The sequence below is a fragment of the Nitratireductor sp. ATLC21 genome (assembly GCF_057196525.1).
In genome coordinates, this window is sequence record NZ_JBXUOU010000002.1 from 845,477 (window position 1) to 866,867 (window position 21,391).

The 21,391-nt window shown below is 61.1% G+C and carries 23 protein-coding genes; 10 read left to right on the forward strand and 13 right to left on the reverse strand.

What is annotated here, in order from left to right; all coding sequences use genetic code 11:
- Positions 1-6 precede the first annotated feature (6 nt).
- The 6 genes from AC2CHD_RS11620 to AC2CHD_RS11645 all read left to right on the forward strand — a co-directional run bounded on the left by AC2CHD_RS11620 (position 7) and on the right by AC2CHD_RS11645 (position 4,583).
- A complete protein-coding gene (locus tag AC2CHD_RS11620; RefSeq protein WP_484553808.1) occupies positions 7-1,023 on the forward strand; it encodes a fumarylacetoacetate hydrolase family protein in 1,017 nt (338 codons plus the stop codon).
- 3 nt (positions 1,024-1,026) lie between these two features.
- Entirely contained in the window at positions 1,027-1,362 is a 336-nt protein-coding gene (locus tag AC2CHD_RS11625) for a hypothetical protein (protein WP_484553809.1), read from the forward strand.
- Positions 1,363-1,386: 24 nt separating this feature from the next.
- The gene (locus tag AC2CHD_RS11630; RefSeq protein WP_065816257.1) at positions 1,387-2,337 is read left to right on the forward strand and encodes an MBL fold metallo-hydrolase; all 951 of its coding nucleotides are present in this window, start codon (positions 1,387-1,389) and stop codon (positions 2,335-2,337) included.
- Between the two features lie 21 nt (positions 2,338-2,358).
- Positions 2,359-2,700: a hypothetical protein gene (locus tag AC2CHD_RS11635; protein ID WP_484553810.1), complete on the forward strand. Its 342-nt coding sequence runs from the start codon at positions 2,359-2,361 to the stop codon at positions 2,698-2,700.
- A 67-nt stretch (positions 2,701-2,767) separates the two neighbouring features.
- Positions 2,768-4,384 (forward strand): FAD-dependent oxidoreductase, encoded by a 1,617-nt coding sequence (locus AC2CHD_RS11640; RefSeq protein WP_484553811.1) that lies wholly within the window; start codon positions 2,768-2,770, stop codon positions 4,382-4,384.
- 1 nt (position 4,385) lies between these two features.
- On the forward strand, positions 4,386-4,583 hold the full coding sequence (locus AC2CHD_RS11645) for a DUF2783 domain-containing protein (RefSeq protein WP_484553812.1): 198 nt from the start codon (positions 4,386-4,388) through the stop codon (positions 4,581-4,583).
- A gap of 35 nt (positions 4,584-4,618) precedes the next feature.
- Here the strand turns inward: AC2CHD_RS11645 and AC2CHD_RS11650 are convergent, their stop codons facing one another.
- From AC2CHD_RS11650 to hppD, 3 genes are all read right to left on the reverse strand, one after another.
- Positions 4,619-5,014 (reverse strand): c-type cytochrome, encoded by a 396-nt coding sequence (locus tag AC2CHD_RS11650; protein WP_484553813.1) that lies wholly within the window; start codon positions 5,012-5,014, stop codon positions 4,619-4,621.
- Positions 5,015-5,038: 24 nt separating this feature from the next.
- Entirely contained in the window at positions 5,039-6,625 is a 1,587-nt protein-coding gene (locus AC2CHD_RS11655; protein ID WP_484553814.1) for a flavin monoamine oxidase family protein, read from the reverse strand.
- Between the two features lie 219 nt (positions 6,626-6,844).
- Positions 6,845-7,957, reverse strand: a complete 1,113-nt coding sequence (gene hppD / locus AC2CHD_RS11660; RefSeq protein WP_484553815.1) for a 4-hydroxyphenylpyruvate dioxygenase — start codon at positions 7,955-7,957, stop codon at positions 6,845-6,847.
- Between the two features lie 170 nt (positions 7,958-8,127).
- Between hppD and AC2CHD_RS11665 the strand changes: the two genes are divergently transcribed.
- The 4 genes from AC2CHD_RS11665 to AC2CHD_RS11680 all read left to right on the forward strand — a co-directional run bounded on the left by AC2CHD_RS11665 (position 8,128) and on the right by AC2CHD_RS11680 (position 11,869).
- On the forward strand, positions 8,128-8,595 hold the full coding sequence (locus AC2CHD_RS11665; protein WP_484553816.1) for an Lrp/AsnC family transcriptional regulator: 468 nt from the start codon (positions 8,128-8,130) through the stop codon (positions 8,593-8,595).
- Between the two features lie 204 nt (positions 8,596-8,799).
- Positions 8,800-9,849, forward strand: coding sequence for a TRAP transporter substrate-binding protein (locus AC2CHD_RS11670; protein WP_484553817.1), 1,050 nt, complete (start codon positions 8,800-8,802; stop codon positions 9,847-9,849).
- Between the two features lie 170 nt (positions 9,850-10,019).
- Positions 10,020-10,550 (forward strand): TRAP transporter small permease, encoded by a 531-nt coding sequence (locus AC2CHD_RS11675; RefSeq protein ID WP_484553818.1) that lies wholly within the window; start codon positions 10,020-10,022, stop codon positions 10,548-10,550.
- On the forward strand, positions 10,547-11,869 hold the full coding sequence (locus tag AC2CHD_RS11680) for a TRAP transporter large permease (protein WP_484553819.1): 1,323 nt from the start codon (positions 10,547-10,549) through the stop codon (positions 11,867-11,869). Before AC2CHD_RS11675 ends, AC2CHD_RS11680 begins: the two co-directional genes overlap by 4 nt.
- A 205-nt stretch (positions 11,870-12,074) precedes the next feature.
- Here AC2CHD_RS11680 and AC2CHD_RS11685 read toward each other — a convergent pair whose 3' ends face one another.
- From AC2CHD_RS11685 to ccoG, 10 genes are all read right to left on the reverse strand, one after another.
- Positions 12,075-12,413, reverse strand: coding sequence for a protein tyrosine phosphatase family protein (locus tag AC2CHD_RS11685; protein ID WP_484553820.1), 339 nt, complete (start codon positions 12,411-12,413; stop codon positions 12,075-12,077).
- A 23-nt stretch (positions 12,414-12,436) separates the two neighbouring features.
- Positions 12,437-12,868, reverse strand: coding sequence for a DUF6691 family protein (locus tag AC2CHD_RS11690; RefSeq protein WP_229447766.1), 432 nt, complete (start codon positions 12,866-12,868; stop codon positions 12,437-12,439).
- A 3-nt stretch (positions 12,869-12,871) separates the two neighbouring features.
- Positions 12,872-13,294, reverse strand: coding sequence for a YeeE/YedE family protein (locus AC2CHD_RS11695; RefSeq protein ID WP_484553821.1), 423 nt, complete (start codon positions 13,292-13,294; stop codon positions 12,872-12,874).
- Between the two features lie 97 nt (positions 13,295-13,391).
- Complete coding sequence (locus AC2CHD_RS11700) at positions 13,392-15,464, reverse strand: 3-hydroxyacyl-CoA dehydrogenase NAD-binding domain-containing protein (protein ID WP_484553822.1); 2,073 nt, start codon at positions 15,462-15,464, stop codon at positions 13,392-13,394.
- A gap of 40 nt (positions 15,465-15,504) precedes the next feature.
- A complete protein-coding gene (pcaD, locus tag AC2CHD_RS11705) occupies positions 15,505-16,302 on the reverse strand; it encodes a 3-oxoadipate enol-lactonase (protein WP_484553823.1) in 798 nt (265 codons plus the stop codon).
- 87 nt (positions 16,303-16,389) lie between these two features.
- A complete protein-coding gene (locus tag AC2CHD_RS11710) occupies positions 16,390-16,803 on the reverse strand; it encodes an OsmC family protein (protein ID WP_484553824.1) in 414 nt (137 codons plus the stop codon).
- Positions 16,804-16,876: 73 nt separating this feature from the next.
- Positions 16,877-17,044 carry a cbb3-type cytochrome oxidase assembly protein CcoS gene (gene ccoS / locus AC2CHD_RS11715; RefSeq protein WP_484553825.1) on the reverse strand — a complete coding sequence of 56 codons (168 nt, stop codon included), beginning with the start codon at positions 17,042-17,044 and terminating at the stop codon, positions 16,877-16,879.
- On the reverse strand, positions 17,041-19,296 hold the full coding sequence (locus AC2CHD_RS11720) for a cation-translocating P-type ATPase (protein WP_484553826.1): 2,256 nt from the start codon (positions 19,294-19,296) through the stop codon (positions 17,041-17,043). Before AC2CHD_RS11720 ends, ccoS begins: the two co-directional genes overlap by 4 nt.
- The gene (locus tag AC2CHD_RS11725) at positions 19,293-19,790 is read right to left on the reverse strand and encodes a FixH family protein (protein ID WP_484553827.1); all 498 of its coding nucleotides are present in this window, start codon (positions 19,788-19,790) and stop codon (positions 19,293-19,295) included. The genes AC2CHD_RS11720 and AC2CHD_RS11725 overlap by 4 nt, the downstream gene beginning before the upstream one ends.
- Complete coding sequence (gene ccoG, locus AC2CHD_RS11730) at positions 19,787-21,379, reverse strand: cytochrome c oxidase accessory protein CcoG (protein ID WP_484553828.1); 1,593 nt, start codon at positions 21,377-21,379, stop codon at positions 19,787-19,789. Before ccoG ends, AC2CHD_RS11725 begins: the two co-directional genes overlap by 4 nt.
- Positions 21,380-21,391 lie beyond the last annotated feature (12 nt).

A 21,391-nucleotide genomic window follows, 5' to 3' on the forward strand; every position in this document is an offset into this window, starting at 1 on the left:
CACTGCATGAAACTCGCCACGCTCAAGAACGGAACGCGCGACGGGAGGCTGGTTGTCGTCTCCCGCGATCTGACACGCTGCACGGACGCATCCTTCCTTGCGCCGACGCTGCAGGCGGCACTGGACGACTGGGCGCGCATTGCGCCGCATTTGGCAGCCCTTTCCGAAAGCCTGGAGCACGGCTCGGTGCCTGCCGAACGCTTTCACGAGCATGATGCGCATTCGCCATTGCCGCGCGCCTATCAGTGGGCGGACGGCTCGGCCTACGTCAATCACGTGGAGCTGGTACGCAAGGCGCGTGGGGCGGAGATGCCTTCGAGTTTCTGGGAAGATCCGCTGATGTATCAGGGCGGGTCGGATGCTTTTCTGGCACCACGCGACCCCATTCGCGTGGCTGACGAGGCCTGGGGCATCGACATGGAAGGCGAAGTGGCGGTCATCGTCGACGACGTGCCGATGGGCGCGACAAAGGAACAGGCGCGGGATGCGATCCGACTGGTGATGCTGGTGAACGACGTATCGCTGCGCGGGCTGATTCCGGCGGAGCTCGGCAAGGGCTTCGGCTTCTTCCAGTCGAAGCCGTCTTCGGCCTTCTCGCCGGTTGCGGTAACGCCTGATGAACTCGGCGAGGCATGGGATGGCGGCAAGGTCTCGCTGCCGCTCTGCGTGGATTATAACGGTAAACCCTTTGGCAGGGCCGACGCGGGCATCGACATGACCTTCGATTTTCCGACGCTGATTGCCCATGCCGCCAAGACCCGCCCGCTCTGCGCCGGCGCGATCATCGGTTCGGGCACGGTTTCAAACAAGCTCGATGGGGGGCCGGGCAAACCGGTCGAGGAAGGTGGTGTCGGTTATTCCTGTATTGCCGAAATCCGCATGATCGAGACGATAACACACGGTAAGCCGAAGACGCCTTTCTTGCGCTTTGGGGATACGGTGCGTATCGAGATGAAAGACAGTGGGGGCCATTCCATCTTCGGTGCGATCGAACAACGCGTCGAGGAATATCAGGAGCCCTAAAGAATGGCACTGACCCCTCTCAAGCGCACGGCGCTTATTTTCGCGGTATTCAATCTTGTCGGGATTTCCATCCTGGCGTGGTTGTTGAAGTCAGTTTTTGATGCGCTTTACACCACCGCGCCTCAATGGCTGGGCATCACGTTGTCCTTCATCTTCGTGATGACCGTCATCGGCGTGAATGTATGGCTCTCGAGGCGGGCATACCGGATCGACAGTGGTTCGATACTGACCCGCCTGATGATCGCCTGGACGCTGATTTCGGCGGTGTCCGCAGTCTTGTTCAGTGCGCTTGATCCCTGGAACATCCTGAAGTCCCTGGCAGTCGTCGTCGGGGCATAGTGTAGTCAATGAGAAAGGCGCGTTATGGCCAAAGAGTTCGCATCCGCAGGTGACCTGACAGAAAAAACCATTTCGTTTGACGAGATTGGAAGGGATTTATGGGCTTTCACGGCCGAGGGTGATCCCAATTCTGGCATCATCATCGGCGACGAGTCGGTGATGGTCATCGAGGCACAGGCGACACCGAGGCTGGCCGAGAAGGTGATCGAGAAGGTGCGCTCTGTCACCGACAAGCCGATCAGCCATCTGGTGCTGACGCATTACCATGCCGTGCGTGTGCTGGGTGCTTCTGCCTACAAGGCGCCGACCATCATCATGAGCGACAAGGCCCGTTCCATGGTGGTGGAGCGGGGCCAGGAAGACTGGGATTCAGAATTCGTGCGCTTCCCGCGTCTCTTTCAGGGCCATGAATCGATCCCCGGCCTGACCTGGCCGACGACCACGTTTTCCAGTTCCATGACGGTGTATCTGGGCAAGCGCCGGGTGGACTTGATGTTCCTTGGCCGGGCGCATACGGCTGGCGACATCGTGGCGTTCGTGCCCGATGCCAATGTGATGTTCACCGGCGATATCGTGGAGCATCATTCGGCCTGCTATTGCGGCGACGGGCATTTTCACGACTGGCCGACGACGCTGGAGGAGATCCGCGCCTTCGACCTTGACGCCATTGCACCGGGACGCGGTGGCGCGCTGGTGGGGCAGGCCATGGTCAACGAGGCGCTGGATCTGACCAGTGATTTCGTGATGTCCACCTATCAGCCGGTGGCGCGCGTGGCGCAGGGCGGCGGCACGCTGAAGGAAGCATGGGACGCCTGCCGGGCGGTGTGCGATCCGAAATTCTCCGACTATGCGATTTACGAACATTGTCTGCCCTTTAATGTGGCGCGGGCTTATGACGAGGCGCTCGGCATCGACACGCCGCGTATCTGGACGGCAGAGCGCGACCGGCAGATGTGGGAGGCATTGCAGGGCTGATCGCGAGCCCGGGAGGAAACCATGAATGGCGTGTGGGTTGGCGCAGCGTTCCTGATCGGTCTTGGGTTTGTGGCCTTGGGCTGGTGGGGACTTCTGCGGCTTTCCTTCGTGCTGGAGAAGCAGCGCTTCGGCTGGAGTGATGAGGAAGCGCTCACGCGGTTTCTTTCCATGCGGCGTGCGCCGGACAAGCGCGGTGAAAAACACATGCGTGCCTATATCGAGGGAGAACTGCGCTCCTTTGCGGAAGGGATCGGAGCCGGAGGGCGCTACCGCCTGTCGCGCTTGATGGTGCGCGTTGGCTACGGACTTCTGATCGTGGCCATTGGCATGTGGTTTGCAAACACCGTGGTGGCACTTTGGTGAATACGAGAAAAATGGGTTCGAGCTGCTCCTCCTAAGGGGGATGGCTGCGAAGGGAGGGTGAATTTCAATGCCGCGTTACGCGTACAACCCCTTTCCATACATGAAGCCTCCGGAACTTGCCGGCGGGCATGTGGGGCAATATCCGGTGGTCATCGTCGGCGCGGGGCCGGTGGGGCTGGCGGCAGCGATCGACCTGGCACAGCGCGGAGTCTCCGCGGTCGTGCTGGACGACAACGACGTTGTGTCCCTGGGCAGCCGGGCCATCTGCTGGTCCAAACGCACGCTTGAGATCTTCGACCGGCTGGGTGTGGGCGAGCGCATGGTTGAGAAGGGCGTGACCTGGCAGGTCGGGCGGCTTTTTCACCGCGACCGTGAGGTGTGGAACTTCGACCTTTTGCCGGAGGAGGGGCACAAGATGCCCGCCTTCATCAACCTGCAGCAATATTATGTCGAGCAATATCTGGTGGAACGGGCGGGTGAGCTTTCCGACCGGATTGATCTGCGCTGGAAAAACCGGGTTGTCGGGCTTGAGCAGACGGGCGGCGATGTGCGCCTTCGGGTGGAAACGCCGGACGGCGCCTATGAAATGGACGCCGCCTGGGTGATCGCCTGCGATGGCGCGCGCTCGCCCGTGCGCTCCATGATGGGGCTCGACTTTGCAGGGCAGGTGTTTGAGGAGCGCTTTCTGATCGCCGATGTGGAGATGAAGGCGGATTTTCCCTCCGAGCGCTGGTTCTGGTTCGAGCCGCCCTTTCACAACGGGCAGTCCGCACTTCTCCACAAGCAGCCGGACGACATTTACCGTATCGACCTGCAGCTGGGCCCGGATGCCGATCCGGATGAGGAAAAGAAGCCGGAGAATGTCATACCGCGCATCGAGAAAGTGATCGGCCATTCGAATTTCGAACTCGACTGGGTGTCTGTCTATACATTCCAGTGTCGCAGGCTGGAGCGCTTCGTGCATGACCGGGTGATCTTTGCCGGCGACAGCGCGCATATCGTTTCGCCCTTTGGCGCGCGCGGCGGCAATGGCGGCATTCAGGACATCGACAATCTGGGCTGGAAGCTGGCGCTGGTGGTGAAGGGCGAGGCACTGGCCTCGCTGATTGCGACCTATGACGAAGAGCGCATTCTGGGCGCTGACGAGAACATTCTCCACTCGGCGCGCTCGACCTCTTTCATGACGCCGAAGAGCACGATGGAGCGCATCTTCCGCGACAGTGTTCTGGCCCTTTCGGCAAAGCACGATTTCGCGCGGCGGCTGGTGAATTCGGGCAGGCTTTCCAAGCCGTGTTCGCTGGCGGGATGCCGGCTTCAGACAGAATGGGAGGGCGAGGGGCCGCTTGCGCCGGGCATGGCGCTTGCCGATGCGCCGGTGCTGGCAGGTGGGAAGCCTTCCTGGCTGCTCGGTGAGACGGGTGGCGGCTTCGTGCTTTTGGCCGTCGATTGCGAACCACCGCTTGGTCTGCCGGCGGGGCTGCACGTGGTGCAGGTAACAAGGCCCGGCGGGAGAGGCATGGATGGCCTGGCATATGTGGAGGATTGCGAAGGCGCTGTTGTCGCCCGCTACGGTGCGGGGCTGCTCTATCTGGTGCGGCCGGACCAGCATGTTGCGGCAATTTTCAAGACGCCCGACGCACATGAGATCGCCGCGGCCATGACCCGGGCGATGGGGAGGGAATGAGATGGAGAAAAGCGAGATCGGCCGAGACCGGCTGGGACCGGCAGGCGATGATTTCTATGCGGCGCTGATGAAGGCGCATGAGGGGCTGAGCTTTGAGGAAAGCGCACGCCTCAACGCAAAACTGGTGCTGCTTTTGGCCAACCAGGTGGGTGATTTGGGGGTGATCCACGCCGTCTTGAAGGCGGCGCAAGAGAAATAGGCGAGAGGGATGGATGGGCGCTCGTACGTCAACCATCAGGGCCAGGGTGGAGCGATCTGATCCACACTGACCTCTCCGGAATAATCATTGCCGAAGTTGGTTCGGATATAGGCGACCACATCAGCGATTTGCTGATCGCTGAGCAGGTTTTCCATTGCCGGCATGGCTTTCTGACCGCTCTTGATGACGAAAATCGCATACTCTGGATGTTCCAGGTTTTTGTTCTCTGCCAGTGAGGGGTAGCGGCCGGCGCCGCTGGCGCCTTTGCCGTCCGGCATATGACACCCCTGACAAATGGCCTTGTAAATGTTTTCACCGCCGGTAACGGTTATTTTCTCACGGTCGCCGAAGAATGCGGCTTCCTCACTATGCGCTGGCGGCACGAAAAACATTGAAGCGGCGATGCAAAGCGCTTTGCTTTTCGATTGCATGGCAGGCTCCTTTTCTACAGGGGATCAACCGCTCATGACCCGGGCATGGAGGCGGGAAATCGCATCGAGCCCTGAAAGAATGGCACCTTCCTGCCATCCCGGCAGATAAGAGAGGTGCTCGCCGGCCATCAGGGTGCGCCCATCCAGGGTGGTCGCTTGGGTATAGTCTGCCTCCCTGTCGTCCCAGACACCGTAACAACCGAGCGCCCAAGGCACCCTATACCATGCGACACTTGCGCCGCTGGAGAACTCCTTGCGGTATTGCGGGTGGATCATCGCGCCATCCTCGAGAGCCTTGCTGATGCGCTCTTCCGGGGACATAGAGGCAAACTGGTAGGCTGCTGTGTCCCAATTATAAGCACCGACGAGAAGACCCTTACCGGTGGAAAGATAATCACTCGACGGATAGCCGATCAGTGCGATGGGGAGGTCCGTGTAAGAGATACCGCCATAGATATGCTCGTCCTCTTCCCAGAAACGACGGTTGAACTCGAGCCCGATCTTGACGGCACCGGCGTACTGAACCTTGTCGATCACGCTCTTGATCCCGTCTGAGAAATTGTTCTCGATCTGCCCGAGTATGGAAAACGGGATGGTGCAGATGCACCAATCGGCGCGGGCTTCCAGGGGCTCTCCTTCGGTGCTGATGTCCTGATAGATGGCGGTGACGCCGGTCTCATCCTGTTTGATGGAGGTGACCTTCGCATTGTAGCGGATCAGATCCTTGATCTCGCGTTCGAACGCCTGGGCGATCATGTCCATGCCGCCGACCGGCTGAAACATGGTTTCCTGATGATCGACCGTTTCCGCTACACCCAGCCATCTCCACAGGCCTGATTGAAGAATGTCGCCCGGCGCGATCGGATCGGAGGGGATAGGATTTGGTTTCGCGCCCCCGCCTGGCCATGTCTGAAAACCGCGAAATTCGCTGGTGTGCTGGCTTTTGACGTAGCCAAAGTCCTTGTCGAGCATTCCGTTTGTGCGCAGGGCTTCGAGAAGCTTCTCCTTGTCCTCCTGGCTAACCATCTCGTCGAGATTGCCTTGGTTGACGGCCTTCGCGAGTAGCTCGGAGGTGTGACCACGAAAATCCGTAGCGATCTCTCGAAACCGCTGGGGCTTGCCGCCGAATGCGGTGGTGGAGTGGAGATAGGCGTTGTGATTTTTCTGAATGAAAGGTTCGAGTTTGACGTCAAGACGCCGGCAGTAATCCAGAATTGCGTGATGATGATGGGGAATGCGCCAAGGCCCAGGATTAAAATAATTGCCTTCGGCAAACCCGATCTCCTGACGAAAATCGCCAAGCTCGGTATAGGTATCGCCACCACGTAAGGTCCAGCACCGGCCGCCCGCTTTCTCCCGGTATTCGAGCACCTCGACTTCATAGCCGGCCGCCCGTAATTCCAGCGCAGCCACCATTCCGGCCAGGCCCGCACCGAGAATGAGAACCTTTACCGTCCCCGGGTCGCCCTGGAGCTTGACTGGACCCTGATACGGGGATGGCTGGGCATGTCCAAGCGTCGTCATAGCCTGATAGAGGGCGGCGCTGCCGGCGGCTGCACCGATCATCGTCAGGAGTTCGCGGCGTGACACCTGTCCTAATGCCCTTAGCATGATGTTGCGCTCCTTACCTTTTTGGCCAGAAGACATCATCGCGCCGTCCGTCACGTCAAAAAAGGTAATATTGAGTAAAGGTTTTGAACGATTTCATGTTTTTTATAGGAGTAATCGTGGTCGCCGGGTGTATTTTTCCTGTATTTAATATAGTCGGCAAATAAAAAAGGCCGTTTGAGACGGCCTTTTTTATTTGTTTCCCGGCATTGTCCGGGTGGGCTAACCGGCGGCGTCGACCTTGATGACGCTGCGGCGTATCTGGTCTTCCTCGATGCTTTCGAAGAGGGCGCGGAAATTGCCTTCTCCGAAGCCTTCGTCGCCCTTGCGCTGTATGAACTCGAAGAAGATCGGTCCGATGACGGTCTTTGAGAAGATCTGCAGGAGGATCTTGGTCATGCCGCCATTCACCACGCCTTCGCCGTCGATCAGGATTCCGTGCTTTTTCATGCGCTCGATTGGCTCGTCATGGCCCTGCACACGGTCGAAGCTCTTCTCGTAGTAAACTTCCGGTGGGCCAGGCATGAATTTGAGCCCGTTGTCGGCGAGCCTGTCGGTGGCGTCGTAGATGCCATCGGTGCCCACCGCAATGTGCTGGATGCCTTCGCCTTTGTACTTCTTCAGATACTCGACGATCTGGCTCGTGTCGTCCTTGGACTCGTTGAGCGGTATCCGGATCTTGCCGCAAGGCGAGGTGATTGCGCGGGAGACGAGGCCCGTAATGCGGCCATCGATGTCGAAATAGTGGATCTGCGAAAAGCCGAAGAGCTCGCGGTAGAAATCCCACCACTTGTCCATATTGCCGCGATAGACATTGTGGGTGAGGTGATCGAGGTAGTAGAAGCCGACGCCTTCAGGCCGCGGGTTTTTCTCGCCCAGCCATTCGAATTCCGCGTCGTAGGCCGAGCCTTTCTCGCCATAGGTGTCGATGAAGTAGATGAGCGAGCCGCCAATGCCGACAATGGCAGGCACGTCGAGTGTTTTGTCATCGCCTTCATAAGGCTCGGCACCCTTTGAGACCGCGTGATCGAAAGCGTGTTTCGCGTCGACCACACGCCAGGCCATGGAGGGCGCGCATGGGCCGTGATCCTCGACAAAGCGCATGGCGTGGCTGCCGGGCTCAGCATTGACGATATAATTGATGTCGCCCTGCCGCCAGACGGAAATCTTCTTTGTCTTGTGTCGGGCGACTTCGATGTAGCCCATTTTGGTGAACAGTTCGGCGAGTTTTTCCGGCTCCGAATGAGCGAACTCGACGAATTCGAACCCGTCAGTGCCGGCGGGGTTTTCTTCGCTGATCCTGGGTGGTGGTGCATCGTGCGGGAACGGACCCATGGCTTCAATCCTCCTCGTCTGAGAACATTTGGACGTGTTCACACGTCATGGACTGGACGTGTTCACACGTCATGGACACATTTTACGCCTCCTGGGCCGCACACGGCTTGCATTGTGGGTCGTATTTTGGGAGAAATGCGCACTTATCATGCATATAAGAGGAGTATTGCATGGCTGATGCGCGTGTTGATGGTTATGACCGCAAGATATTATCTCTCTTGCAGGTGGATGCGCGATTGACCAATAACGATCTCTCGGAACGGGTGAACCTCTCGCCCTCGCAATGTTCGCGCCGCCGTCAGCGTTTGGAGGAAGAGGGATACATCCGCGGCTATGCGGCCATGCTCGATCGGGACAGGCTGGGCTTCCCGCTCGTCAATATCATCACCGTGACGCTGGCGACACACAACCCCGACAATGCGCGCCGGTTCGGTGAACTGCTCGCAGGGCTGCCAGAAGTGCAGGAAGCGCACGCGCTCACCGGTGAAATGGATTATATTCTCAAAGTGGTGACGCCCGACCTGAAATCACTGTCGGAGTTCGTCAACGGCGTGCTTCTCCCGCACGATTCAGTGCAGCACGTGAAGAGTGCCATCGTGCTCGAAACACTCAAGGAAACCGGTGCCCTGCCGCTTTGATGTTTTTTGTTACGAATATGGCCGGAAATGCCTCTTTATTGTTACATAATTTCCGCTAAAGTCTCGGTGGACGGGAGGCGGGATTCCAGTGGATACTCGGCTCCCAGGCGGTCGCGCAGGGCTTGGAGAGACCGGGCGCGGTCCTGCCGCAGAATATAGAGCGTCATCACCGACGTTTCGGGACATGCAATCGGGAGGAGAAGCATGAAACCATTTTCCGTCAGAAAACTGGCCCTGGCGGCTGCTGTCGCAGCAACCGGGCTTATCGGGGCTTCGGCTTCGTCATTCGCGCAGGAGGTGACGCTCAGGCTGCACCAGTTCCTGCCGCCGCAGGCCAATGTGCCGAAGCTGGTGCTCGATCCCTGGGCCGACAAGGTGGAGCAGGAATCGGGCGGGCGCATCAAGATCGAGCGCTATCCGGCCATGCAGCTCGGCGGCACGCCGCCGCAGCTCTACGATCAGGCGCGTGACGGCATCGTCGACATCGTATGGACGCTGCCGGGCTCCAATCCGGGTCGTTTCCCCTCGACTGAAGTGTTCGAACTCCCCTTCATGATGACGAATGCCGAGGCCACTTCGCGTGCCTATTGGGATCTGTTCGAGAAGCACATGAAGGACACCGAGTTCAAGGACACACATGTTCTGGGTGTCTGGGTTCATGGCCCTGGCATGCTTCACTCCAAGGAGCCGATCGAGAATCTCGAGGATCTGAAGGGCATGAAGATCCGCGCACCCACGCGCATCATCAACTCGCTGCTTGGCCAGCTTGGCGCGACGCCGGTCGGCATGCCGGTGCCGCAGATCACCGAGGCGCTTTCCAAAGGCGTGATCGATGGATGCGTAATCCCCTGGGAAGTCACGCCGGCGCTGAAAGTGCCTGAGCTCGTATCGAACCACACGGAGTTCGGCGGCGATCACGCCCTGTACACGACCACCTTTGTTCTGGCGATGAACAAGGCGAAGTATGACAGCTTGCCGGACGATCTGAAAAAGGTGCTGGACGATAATTCCGGTCAGGAATTTGCCGCGTTTGCCGGCAGAACACAGGCTGGCGCGGATGTTCCCAGCCGAAAGATCGCGGTTGATCGCGGCAACAACATTATCGAGATCAGCGCTGAAGACACGGAAACCTGGAAAGAGGCGGCTGCCCCCGTTTATGAACAGTGGGTGGCGGAGATGAAGGACAAGGGGATCGACGGTCAGATGCTGATCGACGAGGCCCGTGCCCTGATCGACAAATATACCAATCAGTGAGGCTGAACCGGCTATAAGAGACGGGGCGGGCTGCAAGGCCTGCCCCGTTTTTTGGAAACGGTTTTGTGTCGGGACCCACGCTTGCGAATGCGGCAACCGCTGGCTAACGTTTTCGAACCCGACGCGGGAATGAGAAAATTTCGCAGGAAAGCCATGGAACGGGACGGGGCATGAGATTATCGATCATCGTTGTCTGGCTGGCCAGAGTGATGGCCATTCTGGGCGGCATCGTTCTGGCGGCCGTCATCATCATGACCGTGGCGAGCATCACCGGCCGCGCACTGGTGCGTTTTGGCCTTGGACCCGTGCCCGGCGATTTTGAACTGGTTCAGGCGGGTGTTGGCTTTGCGGTTTTCGCGTTCCTGCCATGGTGCCAGCTCAATCGAGGCCATGCCACGGTGGACATTTTCACCACCTTCCTGCCGAACAGCGTGAACCACATGATCGACCTGGTGACCGAGTTCATCATGACGCTGGTTCTGGTTCTGATTGCCCTCCAGCTCTATCACGGCATGCTCGACAAGCTGAGCTACAACGAGACCACTTTCATCCTTCAGTTCCCGCTCTGGTGGCCCTATGCGGCCTGTCTCGCGGCGGCGGTCATTGCGGTGGTTGTTTCTTTCTACATGATCCTGGTGCGCTATCGCGAACTGAAGGTGGGCACACCGATACCGGAGCCCGGACAGGGGAGCGTCCATTGACCAATCTTGAAATCGGCCTCTGGTCCTTTCCGCTTCTGCTTCTTCTGATTTTTCTGCGCTTGCCCATCGGTCTTGCCATGCTTCTGTGCGGGCTTGGCGGAAGCTGGATCGTGTTCGGCAATGTGACGCCTGTGCTGGCCAAGCTGAAAAACGAAACCTATTCGACCTTCTCCGGTTACTCGCTCTCCATCGTTCCGCTGTTTCTGCTGATGGGGCAGTTTGCAACGCTGGGCGGCATGTCGCGGGCGCTGTTCAAGGCGGCCGAAACCTGGATGGGGCACAGGCGCGGCGGGGTCGCCATGGCGGCGGTTGGAGCCTGCGCCGGCTTTGGCGCCATCTGCGGCTCCTCGCTGGCGACAGCGGCGACCATGAGCCAGGTGGCGCTGCCGGAACTGCGCCGATACGGCTATTCGGGTGCGCTGGCCACGGGAACACTGGCGGCAGGCGGCACGCTTGGCATTCTCATTCCGCCATCGGTCATCCTCGTCATCTATGCGATCCTGACCGAGCAGAACATTGCCAAGCTTTTCGTCGCCGCTTTCGTGCCCGGCGTGCTGGCCGCCTTCGGCTATATGCTGGCGATCTCGATCTATGTGCGGCTTTGGCCGGACTCTGCCGGGACGCGAGAGCGTGCGCCTTATGCGGAACGGATGCGGGCGCTGCTTGATGTGTGGCCCGTTCTGGTGGTGTTTCTGGCGGTGGTCGGCGGCATTTATCTTGGCGTTTTCACACCAACGGAAGGCGCTGCCGTGGGGGCCGCCGGCACCGGGCTGATCGCGCTCGTGAATGGCGGGCTGACCCGCGAGACCTTTGTGGAATCGATCCTCGCCACGGCAACCGCCACGGCGATGATCTTCTTCATCGTGCTGGGGGCCGGCTTCTACAACTCGTTTCTGGCGCTGGCGCAGGTGCCGCAGCAGATGGCGGCGTTCGTGAGCGAGCAGGGCTACAGCCCGTGGATGGTGCTGACGCTGATCCTGCTGCTTTATCTCGTATTCGGCTGCGTGATGGATTCGCTGTCGATGATCCTGCTCACCATTCCGATCTTCTTCCCGATCGTGACGATCCTCGATTTTGGGCTGGGGCCGGAGGAGTTTGCCATCTGGTTCGGCATTCTCGTTCTGATCGTGGTGGAGGTGGGGCTGATCACGCCGCCGGTGGGGATGAACCTATTCGTGCTCAACTCCATGGCAAAGGACACGCCGATCTCAGCCACCTATCGTGGCGTGATGCCCTTCGTGATCAGCGACATTCTGCGCGTGGCGCTCCTGACGCTGTTCCCGGCGATCTCGCTGTTCCTGATGCGCTGGCTTTACTGACAGCGCATCGGAGGGTGGGTTGCATCGATGGGGTGCGTGGTTCGCCCTTCGACATACTCAGGAAGCTCACCATGAGGGAGGGGGTGTATTGCCTGGAAGTTGGTCGCTGATGTTCCCGGCAGGTCTTGCAGCCCTACCCCCTCCCTCATGGTGAGCTTGTCGAACCACGCACAGCGCTGTTGCCACCCAAATCGCTTCGGAGCGGTTAGAGACCGCGCTCCTGAATGATGCCGTAGAGATTGGCCGAGCGGGTGCCGCTGCGGCAATAGGCAAAGACCGGGCCCGGCAGTTCCTTGAGGGCGGCGGCCATATCGGTCACGTCTTCGAGCGTCATGGCCCCGGAGACGACCGGTACATGGCGGAAGGACAAGCCGGCCTCTTTCGCCGCTTTCGAAATGGTCTCGACCGTGGGCTGTCCGGCGTCCTCACCATCGGGCCTGTTGCAGACGATGCTCTTGTAACCAGCCTGCTTGATGGCGGCGACGTCTTCGGGAGCGATCTGCGGGGATACCGCGTAGTCGTCCGAAATTTTCTTGATATCCATGGTTTTCCTCACAGAGTGACGCGTTATCCGGCGGCAAAGAAGCGCCGTTTGAGGGATTTGGCAACGAGAATGCCGGCGATGAGCGAGGCGAGGAACACGATCGTGTCCGAATAGCCGAGCCCGAGGGCCGGGATCGCGGCACCCGGGCAGAAGCCGGCAATGCCCCAGCCAATGCCGAAAACGGCGGCACCACCGATCAGTTGCGGGTCGAGATCGCTTCGCGTCGGGAGCTGGAAACGCTCGGCAAAAAAGGGCTTTTCGCGCGCGCCGAAGAGGAGGCGGTAGCCGAGGGCCGCGACCGCAAGCCCACCGCCCATCACGAAGGCGAGGCTTGGATCCCAGGTGCCCGCGAGATCGAAGAAATTCAGTACCTTTGCGGGATTGATCATGCCCGATAGCGCGATGCCGGCACCAAACAGAAGGCCGGCGATGAGGGCTGCGACGAGCTGTTTCATCGATCAGCCTCCGATCACGTGACGAATGATGAACACGGTGATGAGGGCGGTGGCCATGAAGGTGATGACGGCAACGATGGAACGGACGGAGCCGCGCGATATGCCGCAGACACCGTGTCCGCTCGGACAGCCATTACCGAAGGTGACACCGATGCCGACAAGAACACCGCCGATGACGAGCGCGGCGGTGGAGACGGGCACCTGGAAGGGGATTGCCGTACCGCTCAGCATCAGAAACAGTGGCGCGGCGATGGCGCCGATGATGAAAGCGGCGCGCCAATGCCACGCGTTTTCCTGTGGGGGAAGGAGGCCTGACAGAATGCCCGTCATGCCGGCCACCCGGCCGTTGAAGGCCATAAGCACCACTGCGGCAAGACCAATCAGCGCGCCACCGGCGAGTGAGGCTATGGGGGTAAACTCGGTCATCCTGACCGCTCCGTTGTTTGAATGGATAGCGCTCTGAATATGGGGCTGCCCGTCAAAATGCCAAGGGTTGATGGTGGCGCAGTTGCCCGGGGTGATTTTACACAAGATCCCCGAACCCACCGCCCGTCAGCGCGAGCTGACGCAGGATGGGAGCGGGTTCGAAAACGCGATTGCCGGTCTTCCGGTGCCAGTGCTCCAGCCGCTCGACGATTGTCTTGATGCCGAAGCGCTCGGCCCAGAACATCGGCCCGCCCTTGGCGACCGGGAAGCCGTAGCCATTGACCCACACGACATCAATGTCGGAGGCGCGGACGGCGATGCGCTCTTCGAGGATCTTCGCGCCCTCGTTGATCATCGGGTAGAGTGTGCGCTCGGTGATCTCTTCCGCGCTGATCTCGCGGCGTTCCACACCAAGCTCGGCTGCCTTCTTCTCGATAAGATCCTGAACGAAGGGATCGGGTTTTGGCGTGCGGGAGCCTTCTTCATAGAGATAGAACCCACGCCCGGACTTCTGGCCGAAATGGCCTGCTTCGCACAGCGTGTCGGCAATGGGGGCGGTGAGGCCCTGCGACTGGCGATGTTTCCAGCTGATGTCGAGACCGGCGAGGTCGACCATCTGGAACGGGCCCATGGGCCAGCCGAAATCGGTGAACACCCGGTCGACCTGTTCGGGCGTCGCGCCGGAAAGGAGCAGGTCCTCGTTCTGCTCGCGCCGGGCGGCGAGCATGCGGTTGCCGACAAAGCCGTTGCACACGCCGACGACGACGGGAACCTTGCCGATTTTTCGGGCGAGCGCGAGCGCGCTCTTGATGACATCGGGGGCTGTCTCTTCGCCGCGCACGATCTCCAGAAGCTTCATCACATGGGCGGGCGAGAAGAAATGGAGGCCGACCACATCCTGCGGGCGGCTGGTGGTGGCGGCGATCTCGTTCACATCGAGATAGGAAGTGTTGGAGGCAAGGATGGCGCCGGGCTTCAGCACGCCGTCGAGCGCGGTGAAGACCTGGCGTTTGACGCCCATATCCTCGAACACGGCCTCGATGACGATGTCGCAATCGGCAAGGTCGGCATAATGGGTGGTGCCGGAGATGCGCCCTGTGCGGGCCTCTTTTTCCTCAGCCGTGATAGAGCCGCGCTTTACCGATCCCGCATAGGTCTTGTCGATGTGGGCGAGACCGCGCGCGATGGCGTCCTCGTTCATCTCCAGAATGGTGACGGGAATGCCGCCATTGGCAAGCGCCATGGCGATGCCCGCCCCCATGGTGCCGGCACCGATGACGCCGGCACGCGCGATCTTTCGCGCCTCGGTTTCGCGCGGAATGCCGGGCACGCGGGTTGCCTCGCGGGTGGCGAAGAAGAGATGGCGCTGGGCGGCGGATTCTTCGCTGTCGCGGCGCTCCAGAAAGAGTTCGCGCTCGCGGTCGAGGGCTGCATCGAATTCCATGGTGATGGCATTGCGGACGGCTTCTGCCGCCGTGTGCGGCGCGGTGAGACCGCGCGCTTTTTTCGTCGCTGCCTTCACGGCCTCATCGAAGGCGGCGAGGTCGATGGCGAGTTTTTCGCTGCGCGCGCGGATATGGATGTGCGGCTTTTTCGATGCCGCCATGTCGCGGGCGAAGGCCACGGCCTCGGCCAGAAGATCGCTCTCGGCCACGCGGTCGACCGCCCCGAGCCGCGCGGCTTCGTCCATGCTGATGGGCTTGCCGGAGACGATCATCTTCAGCGCGGCTTCCGGCCCGACGAGGCGGGGCAGGCGCACCGTGCCACCGGCGCCGGGAATGAGGCCGAGATTCACCTCGGGCAGGCCGATCATCGCGGACCTGTCTGCAATACGGTAGTGGCAGCCGAGTGCCAGCTCCAGCCCACCGCCAAGTGCGGTGCCATGGATCGCGGCGATGGTGGGCTTGTCGATGCTTTCCAGCTTTTCGATCAGGTCGGGAAGGCTTGGCTCCTTCGGCGGCTTGCCGAACTCGGAAATGTCGGCACCGGCAATGAAGGTGCGACCCGCGCAGGTGATGACGATGGCCTGAACCGCATCGTCTGCATTCATCTCGCCAAGCGCCTCGAAGAGCGGCGCGCGCAGCGCGTGGCCGAGTGCATTGACCGGCGGATTGTCGAGGGTGAGGACGGCAATGCCATTGTCGCGGGTGATCTTTACGGTGTCGCTCATTCAGGGTCCTCTTGTCATCCTATATGCGGGGCGCGGCGGCTCAGGCGTCGGGTGTTGTTTCGCGCAGGAAATCTGCGATGAGGACGGCCGTCGCCTCTGGTTGCTCGATGCAGGGCAGGTGGCCGGCGTCTGCAATGATTTCGAAGCGGGCATCTTCGATCAGATTTGACAGTTCCCGCACGAGGTCCGGCGGGGTGGAACCGTCCTGGTCGCCGACGATGCAGAGCGTGGGTAGTTTCAGGGCGCGGGTGGATTCGGTGAGATCGGCGTCACGCAGGGCAAAGCACGTGCCTGCATAGCCATCGACCGTGGTGCGGGTGAGCATGGCCGTGTAGCCGACGAAAGCATCGTTGTCCGGTGCGCGGAAAGAGGGCGTGAACCAGCGCTGGAGAATACCGTCGGCAATGGATGCGATGCCTTTTTCGTTTACGGCATCGATCCGGCTGTTCCACAGATCGTCGTGGCCTATTCTATGGCCTGTGTCGCAGAGCACGAGGCGGGAGACGAGATGCGGCCAGCGCGCGGCAAGCCCCTGCGCGATCATGCCGCCAACGGACAGGCCGACGATGGTCGCGCCTGTGATGTCGAGATGGTCGAGCAGGGCTGCGAGATCGTCGACGTGATCCGTCAGCGCATAGGGCTGAGGCGTGGCTTCGGAGAGACCATGGCCGCGCTTGTCATAAAGGACGATGCGGTAGTCGGCTTCCAGCCGTTCAACGACGGCATCCCAGATGCGAAAATCGGTTCCGAGCGAATTGGAAAACACGAGAACCGGCTTGCCGACCGTCCCGCGCACTTCGTGATGAATGACGACGCCGTTGACGCGCGTGAAGTTCATGCACCTGCCTCCCATGGTTTGCCGCAAGGCGGGTTCTGTATGAGAGAAGGGAAAGGCGTCGTCAATGATTTGAAGACGGAAACGCCGTTAGCCAGCCATCTTCATGTTGACTTCACCATTCAGTGAGTTCGATACGGTGCAGCGGGCCTTTGCGCGCTTGATCAGCTCCGCGCACTCTTCCTCGCCGGGCATGGTGTCGAGCGAGACGGTGGCGTCGTAGCTGCCGATGCGGTCGGGCAGGTCCTCGGCCTTCTTGCCGGAAACCTGGACGGAGACCTGCCCGACATCGATCTTCATCTCCTGCGCGGCGTGATGGAAGGAGAGGGCAAGGCAGGCACCGAGCGCGGAGATCATGAAGTCGACGGGCGTGCCAGCCTCTTCCGTGGAGGGCGAGGTGATGGCGATATTCTGTTTGGGCGCGGTGTCGACATGGATCACCTTGCCGGGGCCGATGGCGGTGGTGAAGGGGCCATAGGTCTTTGCTTTGATGCGGATCGCCATGTGAAACTCCAGAAAGGCAATTCAGATCGCTCACATGTAGTGATGTGGTGTGGTCGCGTCCAGCGATAGAGGCTCAGCGATTGTCTTCTCGCTGACGCGGTGGCTCGTCTTCGAAGAGGATGCGCTCGGCGGCACCATCGAGATCGTCATACTGGCCGCTCTTGAGCGACCAGAGGAAGGCGGCGAGGCCGGCGGCTCCCAGAAGAAGCGCTATCGGGATCAGCACCACGAGATTGGTCATTGTGTTGCCTCGACCAGGGATTGCCCGGTCATACGGTGACGACTGCCAGCGCGCAGGCGCAGCGCGTTGCCGATGACGATCAGCGAAGAGAGCGACATGGCGATGGCCGCCACCAGCGGCGTGACATGGCCGAGAACGGCGATCGGCACGGCCAGAACATTGTAGGCAATGGCGAGGCCGAAGTTCTGGCGGATCAGACGACCGGCGCGGCGCGACACGTTGCGGGCGAGCGGCACGGCCAGCATGGTTTCGCGCAGGAAAACGAAATCGGCGGCATTGCGGCCAATGTCTGCCGCCGTGGCAGGCGCCATGGACACATGCGCGGCAGCGAGGGCGGGGGCGTCGTTCAGCCCGTCGCCGACCATCAGAACCTTGCGGCCATCGGAGGCGAGCGCACGCATGCGCTCAAGCTTGTCGCCGGGAAGGACACTTGCCTGAAAACGCTCGACACCCAGACTGGCAGCGATGTCACTCACCTGTTCGGCGCTGTCACCGGAGATGATTTCCACGGCGACGCCGTTTTCTTTCAGGTGAGAAATTGCCTCCTTCGCCCCGGGGCGAAGCCGGTCTTCGAACCGGAACGTGGCGCGTTCCTCGCCATTGCGGGAAAGGACCGTTCCGCCCGCGTGATTCTCATGCGCATTCGGGCTGCCGAGCGACCACCCCGCGCGGCCAAGCCGCCAGATGGTCGCGCCCGCGCGGGCTTCGATGCCGAGGCCCGGCATTTCCTCAACACTGTCGAACGTATCCGTCGCCCGCAGCGAACCGGCAGCGCGCAGGATGGCGCGCGAGAAGGGGTGACGGGAATGCGCGGCAAGGGCGGCGGCGGTTGACAATGCATCCGGCGTTATCTCGTCCGCATTGCGCAGCTCGGGGATGCCGAGCGTCAGCGTCCCGGTCTTGTCGAAGACGGCAGTGTCGATCTCGGCGAGGCGTTCCATCGCCGCGCCATCCTTGACCATGATGCCGTTTTCAAAAAGCTGCCGCGCGGCAACCACCTGAACGATGGGAACGGCAAGGCCGAGCGCGCAGGGGCAGGTGATGATGAGCACGGCAATGGCGATGGTGATGGCGCGGTGCCAGTCGCCACTTGCCGCCATCCAGCCCAAAAAGGTGAGGAAGGCGGTGGCGTGAACCACGGGCGAATAAAGTGCGGAGGCGCGGTCCGCCAGGCGGCGATAGCGCGCCCGCCCGCCTTCTGCCGCCTCCATCAGGCGCATCATCTCGGCGAGGAAGGAGGTGTCGGCGGTGGCGGTTGCCTCAACGATGAGCGGCTGGGTGAGATTGAGCATGCCGGCGCGTAGATCGCTGCCGGGTTTCACCGGCTGCGGTGCGCTTTCGCCGGTGGCCATGGAGCAGTCGAGTTCGGACACACCGCTCATGACGATGCCGTCAACGGGCACGCGCTCACCAGCGGCGACCACCAGCTTCATGCCGGGCGCGACTTCCGGCAAGGGGAGATAATCGCGCCCGCCGTCCTCGGCAATGACCAGCGCGCCGCGCGGCGCCAGGCGGGCGAGCCCCTTGACGGCGGTGCGCGCGCGCTCGCGCATCACGTGATCGAGCGTACGGCCGATCAGCAGAAAGAAGAGGAGCGAAACGGAGGCATCGAAATAGGCGTGCTGGCCGCTGTTGACGGTCTCGTAGAGGCTGAGCCCGTAGGCCAGCGAGATGCCAAGGGCGATGGGCACATCCATGTTCATGCGTCCGTGGCGGAGCGCATTGAGGGCCGAGCGGTAGAAGATGCCACCGGCAAACACCAGCGCGGGCAGGGCGATCAGCGCGGAAAGCCAGTGAAAGAGATCGCGCGTCGCCTGTTCCGCCCCCGACCAAACAGACACGGAAAGAAGCATGATGTTGCCGGCGGCGAAGCCGGAGATCGCCACGGCGCGGATGAGCTGGGAGAGAACCGGATCTCTGCCGGTCTCGACACCGTCGAAAAGGTGGGCGGCGTAGCCAAGTCGGTTCAGCGTGTCGATGATGGGCGGCAGCGCCCCCTCGCGCCACTTCACGCTGACGCGCTTGGTGGAAAGGTTGACGCGCGCACCTGCCACGCCGTCGAGCCTGCCGAGGGCGGATTCGATTGTCTGAATGCACGCGCCACAATGAACGCCGGGAACCGAAAGATCGGTCTGTTTCAGCCCGTCTCCGACAGAGCGGCTTGCGAGTACGAGTTCTTCGGCGCGCGGACCGGCTTCACGGGCCTGTTCGGCTTCCAGCGCCATTTCGGTGCCGGGGGCACAGCAGCTCATCTGAGTTCTCCGCCGGCAATGGTGATGCGTCGCACATCGCGATAGGGATGGGCGAGGCCCGCTTCTGCAGCGATGTTGATGACCCAGGTGCCGTCGCCGGGGCCGTGATCGACGCCGAAGCCGCCATCGGGACGACGTTGCATTTGAAGGGTAACGTCTTCGTCGGCAGTGACAGGACGGTGCATGACCATCGTGACGCTGTCGAGCGGGATCGGGTCGCCGCTCGCATCCAGCAGGCGATAGGTGATCGCTTCTCCGTCGACGGAAAGCTCACCCTTCCAGCCGAGCGCTGCCTGCTTGCGGCCTTCTTCCGCGCGCTCATTGAAGCTCTGGCTCGCCACATAGGTGTTTTTCACGATCAGGCCGGTCCAGCTCGACTGTGCGTAGAAGGCCATGGTCAGGTTGACCGTGATGATGACCCCGAAGAAGGCGACCATGATGGCAAGCATGTGCCAGCCGGTGAACTCCTTCTGTTTCTGCACTTTGCCGCTCATCGTGAACCCTCCGGGATGTTGAAGCTTGCCCTGTAGACATCGCTTTCGAAACTCGCCTTGTCTTCGACGACGAAGCGGAATGAGGTGTCTGCCTCGCTCAGCCGGTCTGCCGGCAGGGTGACGAAGATGCGCACCTCGCGCAGACGATCCGGATCGACAGGCACGGCTGCAGAACGGTCGTTCGGCTGGTCGAGCCCGACCACATTCATGGTTGCGCCGGTGAGGCCTTCGAGCGACACGAGGATGACGCGTGGTTCCGGGATCATGTTCAACAGCTTGACCGTATAGCCATTGCGCACCGAGCCATCCGACAGAAGCACATATTGCGGATTGCGGTCGTGGAGCACGTTGACCTCCAGCCGGTCGCGCGTCAGCAGGGCATAGAGCATGACGAGGCCAACGAGCGACCACGCACCGAAATAGACGAAGGTGCGCAGGCGAAAGATCTTGCGCCAGTGGAAATGCGCGACCTTATCGGAGAGCCCGCCGCCCTCCCGGCGCACGCGGTCGGGATTGATGGTCTCCGTGCCGCCGGCTGTCGCCAGCGCCATATTGGCGTTGTAGTCGGAAAGCGTGGCGTAGGAGATGAGACCGCGCTCGCGCCCGAGCTTGTCCATCACGCCGTCGCAGGCATCGATGCACAGCGCGCAGGTGATGCATTCGAGCTGCTGGCCGTCGCGGATGTCGATGCCCATGGGGCAGACGGCGACGCAGGCATTGCAGTCCACGCAGTCGCCCACGGTTCTGCCCTCGGCGGCCGCCTTCTTGGCATGGCGTGAGCGGGGCTCGCCGCGCCAGTCATTGTAGGTGACGGTGAGGGAATTCTCGTCCAGCATGGCAGCCTGAATGCGCGGCCACGGGCACATATAGGTGCAGACCTGCTCGCGCATGAGGCCGCCGAAGAGATAGGTGGTTGCGGTCAGCACCGCGATGGTCATGTAGGCGACGGGCGCAGCCTGAGCGGTTGCGATATCGACGAGAAGCGATGGCGCGTCGGCGAAATAGAAGACCCAGGCGCCGCCGGTTGCCACGGCGATAAGCACCCAGATCAGGTGTTTTGCGGTTCGTTTGGCGAGCTTGCTGGCGGTGAGCGGCGCGGCATCGAGCTTGATGCGGGCATTGCGGTCGCCTTCGATGGCGCGCTCGACCACGAGGAAGAGATCGACCCAGACGGTCTGCGGGCAGGTATAGCCGCACCATGCCCGGCCCACCGTGGATGTGATGAGAAAGAGGCCGATGCCGGCCATGACGAGCAGACCGGCAATGTAGAAAAATTCCTGCGGCCAGATTTCGATAAAAAAGAAATAGAACCGCCGGTTGGCGAGATCGATCAAAACCGCCTGGTCTGGCGCATAGGGGCCGCGATCCCAGCGCAGCCATGGTGTCAGATAGTAGATGCCGAGCGTGACGAACATGATCAGCCATTTGAAGCGGCGGAACTGTCCGGAAGCGCGTTTCGGGAAGATTTTCTTGCGCGGAGCGTAGAGCGGCTGGCGTTTGCCGGCGGTGTTTACCGCTTCGGCGTCGATGCGCTCGACTGCATCTCCCGAGGCGGTGTTGCTGGCTGCGGTTTCGGTGGCAAGTGTCATTTCGGCGGCTCG

Bases quoted from the DNA above. Each gene is read 5' to 3' on its own strand.
- AC2CHD_RS11620 (WP_484553808.1), top strand. From the start codon at position 7: ATGAAACTCGCCACGCTCAAGAACGGAACGCGCGACGGGAGGCTGGTT.
- AC2CHD_RS11625 (WP_484553809.1), top strand. From the start codon at position 1,027: ATGGCACTGACCCCTCTCAAGCGCACGGCGCTTATTTTCGCGGTATTC.
- AC2CHD_RS11630 (WP_065816257.1), top strand. From the start codon at position 1,387: ATGGCCAAAGAGTTCGCATCCGCAGGTGACCTGACAGAAAAAACCATT.
- AC2CHD_RS11635 (WP_484553810.1), top strand. From the start codon at position 2,359: ATGAATGGCGTGTGGGTTGGCGCAGCGTTCCTGATCGGTCTTGGGTTT.
- AC2CHD_RS11640 (WP_484553811.1), top strand. From the start codon at position 2,768: ATGCCGCGTTACGCGTACAACCCCTTTCCATACATGAAGCCTCCGGAA.
- AC2CHD_RS11645 (WP_484553812.1), top strand. From the start codon at position 4,386: ATGGAGAAAAGCGAGATCGGCCGAGACCGGCTGGGACCGGCAGGCGAT.
- AC2CHD_RS11650 (WP_484553813.1), bottom strand. From the start codon at position 5,014: ATGCAATCGAAAAGCAAAGCGCTTTGCATCGCCGCTTCAATGTTTTTC.
- AC2CHD_RS11655 (WP_484553814.1), bottom strand. From the start codon at position 6,625: ATGCTAAGGGCATTAGGACAGGTGTCACGCCGCGAACTCCTGACGATG.
- hppD (WP_484553815.1), bottom strand. From the start codon at position 7,957: ATGGGTCCGTTCCCGCACGATGCACCACCACCCAGGATCAGCGAAGAA.
- AC2CHD_RS11665 (WP_484553816.1), top strand. From the start codon at position 8,128: ATGGCTGATGCGCGTGTTGATGGTTATGACCGCAAGATATTATCTCTC.
- AC2CHD_RS11670 (WP_484553817.1), top strand. From the start codon at position 8,800: ATGAAACCATTTTCCGTCAGAAAACTGGCCCTGGCGGCTGCTGTCGCA.
- AC2CHD_RS11675 (WP_484553818.1), top strand. From the start codon at position 10,020: ATGAGATTATCGATCATCGTTGTCTGGCTGGCCAGAGTGATGGCCATT.
- AC2CHD_RS11685 (WP_484553820.1), bottom strand. From the start codon at position 12,413: ATGGATATCAAGAAAATTTCGGACGACTACGCGGTATCCCCGCAGATC.
- AC2CHD_RS11690 (WP_229447766.1), bottom strand. From the start codon at position 12,868: ATGAAACAGCTCGTCGCAGCCCTCATCGCCGGCCTTCTGTTTGGTGCC.
- AC2CHD_RS11695 (WP_484553821.1), bottom strand. From the start codon at position 13,294: ATGACCGAGTTTACCCCCATAGCCTCACTCGCCGGTGGCGCGCTGATT.
- AC2CHD_RS11700 (WP_484553822.1), bottom strand. From the start codon at position 15,464: ATGAGCGACACCGTAAAGATCACCCGCGACAATGGCATTGCCGTCCTC.
- pcaD (WP_484553823.1), bottom strand. From the start codon at position 16,302: ATGAACTTCACGCGCGTCAACGGCGTCGTCATTCATCACGAAGTGCGC.
- AC2CHD_RS11710 (WP_484553824.1), bottom strand. From the start codon at position 16,803: ATGGCGATCCGCATCAAAGCAAAGACCTATGGCCCCTTCACCACCGCC.
- ccoS (WP_484553825.1), bottom strand. From the start codon at position 17,044: ATGACCAATCTCGTGGTGCTGATCCCGATAGCGCTTCTTCTGGGAGCC.
- AC2CHD_RS11720 (WP_484553826.1), bottom strand. From the start codon at position 19,296: ATGAGCTGCTGTGCCCCCGGCACCGAAATGGCGCTGGAAGCCGAACAG.
- AC2CHD_RS11725 (WP_484553827.1), bottom strand. From the start codon at position 19,790: ATGAGCGGCAAAGTGCAGAAACAGAAGGAGTTCACCGGCTGGCACATG.
- ccoG (WP_484553828.1), bottom strand. From the start codon at position 21,379: ATGACACTTGCCACCGAAACCGCAGCCAGCAACACCGCCTCGGGAGAT.